The sequence below is a fragment of the Bacillus cereus group sp. RP32 genome, from assembly GCF_040459735.1.
Classification (GTDB): domain Bacteria; phylum Bacillota; class Bacilli; order Bacillales; family Bacillaceae_G; genus Bacillus_A; species Bacillus_A wiedmannii.
The window spans coordinates 4,077,723-4,089,707 of record NZ_JARVHO010000001.1 but is presented as its reverse complement, the minus strand read 5'-3'; the positions used below and the strand labels follow the sequence as shown (position 1 = coordinate 4,089,707).

The window sequence follows — 11,985 nt, the reverse complement described above, 5'->3', positions numbered from 1 at the left end:
AAAGGAGAGGAAGGGATGTTCACTTATTTATATGCATTGTTAGTGGGGATGGTGTTTGGTTCTTTTTTTATGTTAATTGCGATGAGAGTACCACTTGGTGAGTCTATCATTACCCCGCGTTCACATTGTCATTATTGTAAGTATGTGCTAAAGCCAAAAGAATTGATTCCAATCATTTCTTTTTGTATACAAAGAGGACGTTGTACGAATTGTAAGAGGAAAATTTCAATTTTGTACGTAGTATTTGAACTTGTAACAGGAATGATATTTCTTCTTACTGTATATATGATTGGGGTGGAACGGGAGCTTATCATCATTTTATCGCTTTTTTCTCTACTTCTTATTATTTCAGTTACAGATTACATATATATGTTAATCCCCAATCGTATTTTAGCTTGGTTTGCCTGTTTACTTATTTTAGAATGTGTTTTTGTGCCGTTAGTGACTTGGACAGATAGTATAGTTGGTAGTGGCGGTATATTCATTTTGTTATATTGCATGCAAAAGATATATCCAGAAGGGCTTGGTGGAGGAGATATAAAATTACTTTCGTTACTTGGATTTATAGTGGGACTGAAAGGGATTTTTATGATCTTATTTTTAGCATCTTGCTTTAGTCTTTGTTTCTTTGGAGTTGGTATAGTATTAAAACGTATGAAAATGAGGAGCCAAATTCCGTTCGGTCCTTTTATTAGCCTTGGGGCAATATGTTACATGTTGTTCACGTATACAAAATAGAGAGAGGATAGAACATGAATGTATATATGGATGATCAAAGAAGTTGTCCGTACGGGTATGTGCCCGCTACTACAGTAGAATGTGCCTTGCAAATGGTTCGGGATTATGATGTGAATATTCTTTCCCTTGATTTTAATATGGGATGTGGGAAAAGAAATGGATTAGATTTTGTAGAGGCTTTTTGTAAAGAGGGTTTATATGTAAATGAAATTCACCTTCATACGAATGATGTCATCGGTATGCACAAGATGAAACAGAGAATTAATAAGGGAAAGGAAGAAGGCGAAATTAATCCGCACCTTGTTGTTAAATATGTGGGGAGCTAAAAACTCCAAAGTTTTACTTTGGAGTTTTTAATGTTTCATATGTGCTTGTAACGGAATGATTTCTTCTTGTTGAGCCGCTACTAATTCAGTTTCTTCTTGTTTCACGTCAGGTACTTTCTTTGTTAAGTAATGGTATACCATGCCGACAAAGACGGACCCGCCAATAATGTTACCGATTGTAACTGGAATTAAGTTATGAATAGCACCTGCAAAAGAAATTGTCTCCGGATGCGGTGAAACTAAAGATAGAGCAAACAGTGATAAGTTTGCAATGCTATGCTCGTAACCAGATAAGAAGAATGTGAAAACGAGTAGCATCATCATCATAATTTTTGCTGTATCACCTTTAACTTGAGAAGGTAAGAAACACGCAAGACATACAAGCCAGTTACATAAAATTGCTTTAAAGAATAATTGCATTGTAGGTGTATTCATTTTTCCTTCTACTACTTTATTCATGAAATGGCCGTGATCAATTGCTTCGAAAATTCCAGTTGCATAAAATAGTAAGGCAAAGAATAAAGCTCCAGCTAAATTCCCTGCATAACAAGCGACCCAGTTACGAAGTGTATCAGAAATCGTTGTTTCTTTTCTTAAAGTTGCTACAGTAAAGTACATTGTGTTTCCAGTAAACAATTCAGCACTGCCATATATAATAAGTACGAGGGCAATTCCGAAAAACATAGAAGCAGCTAAATAAGTTGCCGGTGAATCTGCAATGTGAAAAAAGTTACCTAATTTAAAACATAGTACAATAATAAAACCGATATAAATACCCGCAAGTGCGGCACGAATGAAATATTGCATCGGGTTTGTATCTAGCATTTGTTTTTTGCTCTTAGCCAGTTTGACAACATAATCTATTCCTTGCTCTAGCATGAGTAATACGCTCCTTTAGTACATCATCTATAAATACTCCTTATATGAATAAAGTACATGGAATTGTTCTTAGTTTCAATAAGTTTGTGCAATGTTTCACAAAAAGGACATACATATATCAAGAAAACGCTTACAAATGGTAGTATAATAGAATTTTTTCTGGACATTGAGAGGGGAAGGGAAAAAGAAAAAGCGCTGTAATTACAGCGCTTTTTCGTCTAAATTCTTTTCTACTTTTACTTCTACTTCTTTCGAGAAGAACCAACCGCCAACTGCGATTCCGACTAATACAATCCAGAATGTAAGCTTCCATAGTGTAGATTCTGGGAATGAATGCGGAATTACATTTAATGCAGGGTGTGCTAATGTATAAACTGCTAGTTTCACACCAACCCAACCTACAATTAAGAATGCTGCAGTTTCAAGTCCTGGTTTACGTTTTAAGATTTGTACGAAAGCAGTTGCTGCAAATCTCATGATGATTAACCCGATAAGTCCACCTACAAAGATAACAACGAATTGCCCAGTATCAAGACTACCAATTGTACCTAATCCTGTTTTTGGTAAAGTCATTGCTAACGCAACTGCAGCTAAAATTGAATCAACTGCGAAGGCGATATCAGCAACCTCAACTTTAAATACAGTCCACCAAAAGTTCTCTTGTTTTTTCTTTGCTTCTTTTTCTTCTGTTTCTTCATCCGTATTCTTTTTAACATACGTTTTAAATAAGTGATTACCAGCTATAAACATAAGGTAAATGGCACCGATTGCTTGCACTTGCCATACGTCGACTAAGAACGAAATCATAAATAACGATCCGAATCGGAAAACAAATGCCCCCGCTAATCCGTAAAATAATGCTTTCTTTCGTTTTTCTTCTGGTAAATGTTTTACCATAATTGCAAGAACGAGAGCGTTATCAGCCGCTAAAATCCCCTCTAGTGCAATTAGGATGAGTAATACCCAACCATACTCCAATAATAATGATACATCCATGTACATTCTCCTCTCATTTCTATAAGTACTAAATAAGTGAAGAATTTCCCCACTATTTAGTTTCCCCATACTCCTGCCTATTAACTTTGGGAGAATTTGGAAATTAATGCAAAAAAGACCTCTGCCGTTAATAGGCAAAGGTCTTGCTAGACATATGTAATGAAAATGCCAACAAAGCCGGAAGAACTAAGTTCTACGTAATGACGACTTTGTTTCCAAGAAATATTCTTGGACGCTACTCCCCTTTGGAGATATGCTATTGTACTCTCATTATATGGATAATTTATACGGTTGTCAACCTGTTAAAATATCTTCATTCGGATATTTTATTTTTCGGTTCTTTTTACGTGCAAATGAAAAAGCCAATGTTAAAGGTCCCATTTTCCCAAAAAACATCATAAAGATGATAATAGCTTTTCCGATCATAGTTAAGTGTGTTGTGAAATTCATACTGAGACCGACAGTCCCAAATGCTGAAAATACTTCGAAAGCACTTATCAATAGAGGAACTCGCTCAGTAATACTTAAAATTAAAATAGCAAAAAAGATAAATGAAATGGAAATAATAGTGATGGTCAATGCTTTGACAATGAGAGTATCTTTAATAGATTTTTTAAAAACGACAATATCATCTTGTTCTTGTAAAAATTTAAATACCCCAAAAAACATGATTAAAAATGTTGTTAACTTAATTCCACCACCGGTTGAAGCACTACCAGCGCCAATAAACATAAGGAGCATCATTAATAGTAGGGAAGGCTTTGATAATGCAGAAATATCAACTGTATTAAACCCGGCAGTACGAGTTGAAACCGCCTGGAAATAAGCGGCCATTCCTTCTTCAAATGGGGTAAATCCTCTCATAGAAAGGGAATTGTGGAACTCGAATATAAAAATAAAAACAGTCGCAATAATATTGACGATTAGAGTAGAAGAGAGCATAAGTTTTGAGTGTAATGTAAGGTTTTTAAAATTTTTCTTTCTTTTTATATCTACGATTACTGTAAAACCAATCCCACCTAAAATAATGAGGGAGGAAATAACGAGATTGACAAGAATGCTATGAGAATGGGACATTAAATTATCGCTCCACACAGAAAAACCAGCATTGTTAAAAGCAGAGATCGAATGAAAAAAGCTATAATAGATCCCTTTAGCAATCCCGTATTTTGGTACCCATTCAAAAGAAAGAATCAAAGTAGCGATACATTCGACTGTAAAAGAGAATAAAAATAATGCTTTGGCAAGACGAATGACACCACCGATGTTCGTTTGGTTTAACGCTTGTTGCAGTAAAATTCGGTTTTGAAGACCAATTTTTCTGCCGAGCATAATCGCAATTAAAACGGCAAAGCTCATAATGCCAAGTCCCCCTACTTGTATAAGCGTTAAAATGACACACTGTCCAAACAAAGTAAATACTTTTCCGGTGTCTACAACACCAAGCCCAGTAACAGTACAAGCAGAAACTGTTGTAAATAAAGCGTCGATCCATGAAATAGAAGTTGTTGTAGCAATTGGTAGTTTTAATAAGCATGTACCGATAACTGATAACATAATAAAAGACAAAGTAAGAACACGGGGAGGACTCATGCTAATATTAATCCGTTTCATGTCACATATCGTTCCTTTCAGTTTGCTCTTACTAGTATGTGAAAAAGCACGATTATGTATGTTAAAAATAGAAAGAGGCAGAGAATATCTGCCTCTAAGCCATAGGTTATTGTATTATCCACGTAATTGTTGTTGAGCTAAAGCGACTAGTCGTTTCGTTACTTCACCGCCAACTGAACCGTTAGAACGAGATGCTGTATTAGAACCTAAGCTAACACCGAATTCTTGTGCGATTTCATATTTAAATTGTTCAAGCGCTTGTTCTGCACCTGGAACTAATAATTTGTTTGTTTTTACCATGTTGATACACATCCTTATGAGTAGTCCAATTCAGCTAAATACTTATCTAAACTGGTAACGTTATTTTATGTGGAAACGACGTACTCATACGCGGAAGTAATCGGTGTGATTAGAAGTTATTGGATAGAAAAAAGAGTAGCAAATTTGCTACTCTTTTTTCAGTATTGTCGCTGTACCTTCCACGACAATATCACCGGATTGATTATATATGTTTGTTTGCAACGTAATGATTTTTTTATCGTCTCGTTTTTTAATGACTTCTGCCACAACGCGAAGTGTATCACCGATTTTGACAGGAGCACGGAATGAAACGTTTTGAGATAAATAAATCGTGTTTTTGCCAGGGAGTTTCGTTCCAAGAATCGTCGAAATGAAACTGGAAACGAGCATGCCATGAGCAATACGTTCTTTAAACATTGTCGTTTTTGCAAAAGAATCTAAAATATGAATAGGATTCACATCTCCAGTTAATTTTGCAAAATTAATAACGTCCTCATCCGTAATAGTTTTTGTAAGGGATGCTTGATCACCGACTTGAATCTCATCATAACGAAGCTCCGGAACAGTTTGTGCTTCTTGAAATGGATTCATTTTGGCCTCCTTCTTTTCCATATCGAAAAATGCTAGCCATCTTGATGTAGTAGGAGGAAGAAAGAGTTTTGTTTGTGCTGCAGTTAGCTCCCACATTTTTCTTACTTGATGGAAGTAAATAAATTTTTTGAGTTTTCCTCGAACTGCTTTGCGAGTTCTAGTTGTTTGGACTTGAACTCTCCCAAAAAAACTTCTAACTGTTTTTGAACCTCTTCACGTTGTAATTGTTGTTGTTCAATAAATTGTTTTGTTGTTTCTTCAAATTGACCGCTAGTTTGAGTAAGAATAGACAAAGATGTTTTCGTAGGAGAAACAGTCAGTTGGTGCATTTGATTAGAAAGTTCATTCCATTTCCCTTGCCACTCGTTAATTTGATCATTTAAGGAGTTTCCAGTTAATTGCTTCACGTAATCTGTATATTGGTTATTGAACTGAGCAGTGAATTGTTGTAGTTCTTTTTCTAGTTCATCTACTCCTGATGTTAATTTATGCAAAGCGTCTTGTTGTTGTTTTAAAGTTTCTAAAGTAAGTTGCTCTAATTGTTTCCCAGCTGAAGAGAAGAGGGAAAGAGATTGAGACCAGTTTTTCCAAAATGCATCGACTAATTCGTATGGCTTAGTTTCCATTGTTTGACCTCCAAATGTTTTTTTGCATATTGTGAACGCAGATTACTCTGCTGTACCACCAGGTGAAGATGAAGAATCCTTTTCATCCTTTTCTGGAGAAGTAGAAAATGGAAAGAACGCATTGGTGTATAGCGTAAAAAACGTCCGCAACATATTTTGATAATGTTCAAAAGAAGTTGCACATGTTGTTAAATATTGCTCTCCATATTCTGTTAAAGAATAAATTCGTTTCGCTGGCCCGCCTTCACTTGTATCCCAAGTGGAAGAAATGAGATTTTCTTTTTCTAACTTGCGCAATGTTCTATACACATTACCTTGGTCAACAGAAGAAAAGCCGATGTCCATTAGCATTTGAATGAGTTTGTAACCATGAAGACTCCAGTCTTTTAGACAGAGAAGTAAGAAAGGAACTAAGAAGTTTTTGGGCATGGAGTTTGGTTGTTTCGCTTGGTTTTTTTCCAAACTTTCTGGGTGTTCTGGTTCATTATGTAGCATGATTGTGCATCACCTCATGAATCAGTTAGATGGAATTTTTTTGCTTATAAGTGCAATTTACACCTATCTGTTTTTAATGTCAACACATTTATTGGAAAATAAAGAAAAATAAAATATAGACTTGAAGTTTTATTCAGAATATTAGAAAATAGTGAATAGGTTGAATTGTTTCAAAAACGAAAAAGGGAGTGTAGGCGAAGTGATTGATCAAAAATTCGATCCATTGCAAGCATGGAAAAATGCTTATGAACAAACCGAAACATTTTGGGGAAAAGCGCTCAATGAAACAATTAAAACAGAAGAATATTCTGCTTGGATGGGCAGCGTTCTAGACTTGAATTTGTTTTATCAAAAAGCGTTAAATGATACAACAAAAAGTTATTTAGAACAGGTAAACGTGCCTACGAAAGAGGATATCGCTAGAGTAGCTACGCTTGTTATTAACTTAGAAAATAAAGTTGATAATATCGAGGAAGTTCTAGAAGAGAAAGTGGATTCATTAGGACAAGCTCCTACATTAAAGCGTGATGTTACGAAAGTAAAACAAGATATTCGCACGCTAGAAACGAAAGTTGATCAAATTTTAGAGTTACTAGAAAAGCAAAATGCAGTACTAGCGAAACTACAAGTACCTGCAAAAGAAGAAGTAAAACCTGCGAATAAGCCGGAAAATAAAAAATGATAATAGCGTTTGTTTATAACGTGTAAAAAGGGAAGGGGAGAATCTCTTTTTCATGTATAAACAACGAAACATAATTAATATATGGACTCTATTCATATGAGTACCAAAATGATTCATAACAATCGTTCACAAATTCATTTAAGGGGGAAAAGAAATGGTTCAATTAAATGGCAAAGTAGCAATCGTAACAGGTGGGGCAAAAGGAATTGGAAAAGCAATTACAGTAGCATTAGCACAAGAGGGAGCAAAAGTAGTTATTAACTATAACAGCAGTAAAGAAGCAGCTGAAAACTTAGTAAATGAATTAGGAAAAGAAGGACATGACGTTTATGCAGTTCAAGCGGATGTTTCGAAAGTAGAAGATGCAAACCGACTTGTAGAAGAAGCTGTGAATCATTTTGGTAAAGTTGATATTCTTGTTAATAATGCTGGTATTACAAGAGATCGTACATTCAAAAAATTAAATCGTGAAGATTGGGAGCGCGTAATTGATGTGAACTTGAGCAGTGTATTTAATACAACAAGCGCGGTACTTCCATACATATCGGAAGCAGAAGAAGGAAGAATCATTAGTATTTCTTCTATTATTGGCCAAGCTGGTGGATTTGGACAAACAAACTACTCTGCAGCAAAAGCAGGTATGTTAGGATTTACAAAATCATTAGCATTAGAGCTTGCAAAAACAAATGTAACTGTAAACGCAATTTGCCCAGGATTTATTGATACTGAAATGGTAGCGGAAGTACCAGAAGAAGTACGTCAAAAAATCGTTGCGAAAATCCCGAAAAAACGTTTTGGTCAAGCTGATGAAATTGCAAAAGGTGTAGTATACCTATGCCGTGACGGTGCGTATATCACAGGTCAGCAATTAAACATTAACGGCGGATTATACATGTAATGAAGTAAGAAAAAAGTGCATATCCATAGCAGGAATGCACTTCTTTTTTTAGAAAGAAATCGACCAAAAAGGAGATAGAAAAATGACTACATTCGTAACGGAATGGGAAAAGCAATTGGAGTTGTACCCAGAAGAATATCGTAAAGCATATCGCCGTGTGAAAAGAGCGAGCGAAGTTTTATTACGCGAACCAGAACCACAAGTTGGTTTAACACCAAAAGAAGTTATTTGGACGAAGAATAAAACGAAGTTGTATCGTTACATTCCAAAACAAGAAAAAACACAGAGAGTTCCAATCCTATTAATATACGCGCTTATTAATAAACCGTATATTATGGATTTAACTCCAGGAAATAGTTTAGTGGAATATTTAGTAGATCGTGGTTTTGATGTGTATATGCTTGATTGGGGCACATTTGGTTTAGAAGATAGTCATTTGAAATTTGATGATTTCGTGTTTGATTATATTGCAAAAGCAGTGAAGAAAGTAATGAGAACTGCGAAATCGGACGAGATTTCTTTACTTGGTTATTGCATGGGTGGAACGTTAACATCTATTTATGCAGCACTTCATCCGCACATGCCAATTCGCAACTTAATCTTTATGACAAGTCCTTTTGATTTCTCTGAAACAGGATTATACGGTCCTTTATTAGATGAGAAATACTTCAATTTAGATAAAGCGGTTGATACATTCGGAAATATTCCGCCAGAAATGATTGATTTCGGAAATAAGATGTTAAAACCAATTACAAACTTTGTAGGTCCATATGTCGCTTTACTCGATCGTTCAGAAAATGAACGCTTCGTCGAAAGCTGGAAATTAGTTCAAAAGTGGGTTGGTGACGGTATTCCATTCCCAGGTGAATCGTATAGACAATGGATTCGTGATTTTTATCAAAATAATAAATTAGTGAAAGGTGAACTCGTTATTCGCGGACAAAAGGTAGACCTTGCAAATATTAAGGCGAATGTCTTAAATATTTCTGCGAAACGTGATCATATCGCCCTGCCATGCCAAGTAGAAGCTTTGTTAGATCATATTTCTAGCACAGATAAACAATATGTATGTTTACCGACGGGACATATGTCGATCGTTTACGGTGGAACAGCGGTAAAACAAACATATCCGACGGTTGGAAATTGGCTGGAAGAACGTTCTAATTAAAAATAAAAAAATCCAACTAGCGTATGTTAGTTGGATTTTTTTATGGGAAATAACAAAACATAGAAAGGAGAAATTTATATTTTAGGAGTATAATTATGAAACTTATGACTGGTAAGTTGTTTTGGAATACAGGAGTTTCTATACCTTGTTATCCATCGTTAGAAAATGATATGATATGTGATGTGCTTGTGGTCGGAAGTGGAGAAGCAGGTGCTCATATAGCGTATTCATTAGCGAAAATTGGAATGAGTGTTACGCTTATTGAAAAAAGAGCAATCGCGTGTGGTAGCACAGCTGCCAATGCAGGGTTATTACAATTTCTTCATGATAAATCGTTAACCTCACTTATTCATACATTTGGTCAAGAAAAAGGGGTACGAGCATATAGACTTTGTTATGAAGCGCTAAGAACAATGAAAAAGGTTATACCGACTCTTGATATTAATCCCCATTTTATTACGCGAAATAGTTTATATTATGCAAGTAAAAGTGAGGACGTCTCATTTTTACAAGAGGAATATAATACGTTACAGAACTATGGATTTCCGGTTGAATATTTTACAGAATCGGATATTAAGAAACGTTATTCCTTTACAAAATATGCGGCGCTATATACACACGGTGATGCCGAGGTGAATCCGTATTTATTAGCGCATAGTCTTTTGCATAAAGCAAATCAAATGGGAGCCATTATACATGAACATACAGAAGCAATACATATAAAAAAACGCAAAAATGATTTAATTTGTTACACGAAAACAGGAAATCAAATTGTAGCAAAGAATATTATTATGGCGACAGGTTATGAAGCGCTTTTCGGGAGGAAAGAAAAAAATACAGCAGTAGAAACATCTTACGCAGTTGTGACAAATGAAATAGATCATTTTGAAAGTTGGCATGAGCGATCATTGATTTGGGAAACAGCACGGCCTTACTTATATTTTCGAACATATCAAAACCGTATTATTGTAGGTGGATTAGATGAGGCGATGCAAATTCAAACGATTGGTGACACAAAATTAATGCATAAGCGTGAGATTCTTATTAACACTGTAAAAGAAATATTCCCGCAGTATAAAAATATACAGGCAGAGTACTATTGGGCAGCAGCATTTGGAAGTAGTCATGATGGTCTCCCTATTTTAAAAGAAGACAAAAAGATACATAATTTATTTTATGCATTGTCACATGGCGGTAATGGAACTGTGTATGGAATGGTATTTGCCAAAATATTTGAGCAGTTATTCACAAATAAAGGAAGTGAAGATTTTTCTTTATTTAATCGATAGAAAAAAGGTAGCGAAGTGATGGAATGAGAGATATAAAAAAGTTTTTACAAAAATTACGTCCTGTACAACTCATTGTGTTGTTTTATTTATTAGCAGTAGTTGTATCAGTGATATTGCTTAGTTTACCGTTTGTTGCGAAGTCTGGTATGAAATGGACATTTATCGATGCCCTCTTTACAGCTGTTAGTGCGGTAAGTGTTACGGGACTATCTGTTGTTACAATTTCAGATACATTTACTACGGCAGGAATTATTATGTTAGCCCTTATTTTACAATTAGGCGGCTTAGGAATTATGGCACTTGGTACATTTGTTTGGATTATAACGGGGAAAAAAATCGGTTTGCAGAGAAGAAGACTCATTATGGCAGACCATAATCAAGGGAATTTATCAGGTCTTGTAGAATTGATGCGTTCTATTTTAATTGTAATTATTTCGATAGAACTTATTGGAGCGATACTATTAGGTACAAGATTCCTGCTTTATTTTCCAACTTGGCAAGAAGCTTATTTTCACGGTTTCTTTGCCGCTGTTAGTGCAACTACGAACGGAGGATTTGATTTAACTGGACAATCACTAATTCCGTACAAAAAAGATTATATTGTACAAATGATTCATATGTTACTTATTATTTTAGGAGCGATTGGCTTCCCGGTGTTAATGGAAGTAAAGCAATTCTTTAGTAAAAGGCGACAGCAACTATTCCGCTTTTCGTTGTTTACAAAATTGACGACAACGACATTTTTTGCACTCGTTATCGTTGGAACCATTATGATTTTTTTACTAGAACGAAATCAATTTTTAGCAGGAAAGTCATGGCATGAAACAGTTTTCTATACATTATTCCAATCTGTGACGACGCGAAGCGGTGGACTTGCTACAATGGATATACGTGAATTGTCACAACCGACGCTTTTATTTATGAGTATATTAATGTTTATAGGGGCATCTCCAAGTTCGGTTGGGGGCGGAATACGTACAACAACATTTGCTGTTAGTATATTATCGCTATACACTTTTGCAAGAGGCGGAAGAACGGTTAGAGTCTTCAAACGTCAGTTACATGAAGAAGACGTGCTAAAAGCATCTGTCGTTATGACGATGGGGATTTTATTATGTGCCACAGCACTCTTTATTTTATCTATTACGGAAAATGTACCGCTTATGAGTTTAATTGTTGAAGTGTGTTCTGCTTTCGGAACGACAGGGCTATCGACAGGTATTACGCCAGATTTAACAACTGTTGGTAAACTTGTACTCATTGTACTTATGTTTATTGGGCGTGTCGGTATTTTAACATTTATACTGGCTAGTGGGGGAAGAGAACAGCCACCTCGCTATAAATACCCGAAAGAGAGAATTATTATTGGATAGTATGAAACCA

General features: G+C 35.5%; 14 protein-coding genes and 1 riboswitch. Of the genes, 7 read left to right on the top strand and 7 right to left on the bottom strand.

The window, feature by feature from the left end; all coding sequences use genetic code 11:
- The first annotated feature begins 15 nt into the window (after positions 1 to 15).
- Positions 16 to 738: a prepilin peptidase gene (locus QCI46_RS21110; protein WP_353841303.1), complete on the top strand. Its 723-nt coding sequence runs from the start codon at positions 16 to 18 to the stop codon at positions 736 to 738.
- Positions 739 to 752: 14 nt separating this feature from the next.
- Positions 753 to 1,064 (top strand): cyclic-phosphate processing receiver domain-containing protein, encoded by a 312-nt coding sequence (locus tag QCI46_RS21105; protein WP_001103786.1) that lies wholly within the window; start codon positions 753 to 755, stop codon positions 1,062 to 1,064.
- Between the two features lie 27 nt (positions 1,065 to 1,091).
- Here QCI46_RS21105 and QCI46_RS21100 read toward each other — a convergent pair whose 3' ends face one another.
- The 7 genes from QCI46_RS21100 to phaQ all read right to left on the bottom strand — a co-directional run bounded on the left by QCI46_RS21100 (position 1,092) and on the right by phaQ (position 6,565).
- Complete coding sequence (locus QCI46_RS21100) at positions 1,092 to 1,943, bottom strand: formate/nitrite transporter family protein (RefSeq protein ID WP_353841302.1); 852 nt, start codon at positions 1,941 to 1,943, stop codon at positions 1,092 to 1,094.
- Between the two features lie 201 nt (positions 1,944 to 2,144).
- A complete protein-coding gene (locus QCI46_RS21095; protein WP_000383317.1) occupies positions 2,145 to 2,939 on the bottom strand; it encodes a TerC family protein in 795 nt (264 codons plus the stop codon).
- Positions 2,940 to 3,029: 90 nt separating this feature from the next.
- A riboswitch (yybP-ykoY riboswitch) is annotated at positions 3,030 to 3,195 on the bottom strand.
- A 38-nt stretch (positions 3,196 to 3,233) separates the two neighbouring features.
- Positions 3,234 to 4,553, bottom strand: coding sequence for a TrkH family potassium uptake protein (locus tag QCI46_RS21090; protein ID WP_353841301.1), 1,320 nt, complete (start codon positions 4,551 to 4,553; stop codon positions 3,234 to 3,236).
- 114 nt (positions 4,554 to 4,667) lie between these two features.
- Positions 4,668 to 4,853, bottom strand: coding sequence for an alpha/beta-type small acid-soluble spore protein (locus QCI46_RS21085; protein WP_000241212.1), 186 nt, complete (start codon positions 4,851 to 4,853; stop codon positions 4,668 to 4,670).
- 147 nt (positions 4,854 to 5,000) lie between these two features.
- Positions 5,001 to 5,444, bottom strand: a complete 444-nt coding sequence (locus tag QCI46_RS21080; RefSeq protein WP_001067917.1) for a MaoC family dehydratase — start codon at positions 5,442 to 5,444, stop codon at positions 5,001 to 5,003.
- Between the two features lie 101 nt (positions 5,445 to 5,545).
- Positions 5,546 to 6,070, bottom strand: coding sequence for a polyhydroxyalkanoic acid inclusion protein PhaP (gene phaP / locus QCI46_RS21075; RefSeq protein ID WP_000448583.1), 525 nt, complete (start codon positions 6,068 to 6,070; stop codon positions 5,546 to 5,548).
- A 42-nt stretch (positions 6,071 to 6,112) separates the two neighbouring features.
- The gene (gene phaQ, locus QCI46_RS21070) at positions 6,113 to 6,565 is read right to left on the bottom strand and encodes a poly-beta-hydroxybutyrate-responsive repressor (protein ID WP_000903018.1); all 453 of its coding nucleotides are present in this window, start codon (positions 6,563 to 6,565) and stop codon (positions 6,113 to 6,115) included.
- A gap of 199 nt (positions 6,566 to 6,764) precedes the next feature.
- Here phaQ and phaR point away from each other — a divergent pair, with 199 nt between their 5' ends.
- The 5 genes from phaR (at position 6,765) to QCI46_RS21045 (ending at position 11,975) form a co-directional block, all read left to right on the top strand.
- Positions 6,765 to 7,247, top strand: a complete 483-nt coding sequence (phaR, locus tag QCI46_RS21065; protein WP_073517464.1) for a polyhydroxyalkanoic acid synthase subunit PhaR — start codon at positions 6,765 to 6,767, stop codon at positions 7,245 to 7,247.
- Between the two features lie 154 nt (positions 7,248 to 7,401).
- A complete protein-coding gene (locus tag QCI46_RS21060) occupies positions 7,402 to 8,145 on the top strand; it encodes an acetoacetyl-CoA reductase (RefSeq protein ID WP_000250411.1) in 744 nt (247 codons plus the stop codon).
- Between the two features lie 82 nt (positions 8,146 to 8,227).
- On the top strand, positions 8,228 to 9,313 hold the full coding sequence (phaC, locus tag QCI46_RS21055) for a class III poly(R)-hydroxyalkanoic acid synthase subunit PhaC (RefSeq protein ID WP_000206842.1): 1,086 nt from the start codon (positions 8,228 to 8,230) through the stop codon (positions 9,311 to 9,313).
- A 95-nt stretch (positions 9,314 to 9,408) separates the two neighbouring features.
- The gene (locus QCI46_RS21050) at positions 9,409 to 10,602 is read left to right on the top strand and encodes an NAD(P)/FAD-dependent oxidoreductase (RefSeq protein ID WP_075308597.1); all 1,194 of its coding nucleotides are present in this window, start codon (positions 9,409 to 9,411) and stop codon (positions 10,600 to 10,602) included.
- A gap of 23 nt (positions 10,603 to 10,625) precedes the next feature.
- The gene (locus QCI46_RS21045) at positions 10,626 to 11,975 is read left to right on the top strand and encodes a TrkH family potassium uptake protein (protein WP_353841300.1); all 1,350 of its coding nucleotides are present in this window, start codon (positions 10,626 to 10,628) and stop codon (positions 11,973 to 11,975) included.
- Positions 11,976 to 11,985: the final 10 nt, after the last annotated feature.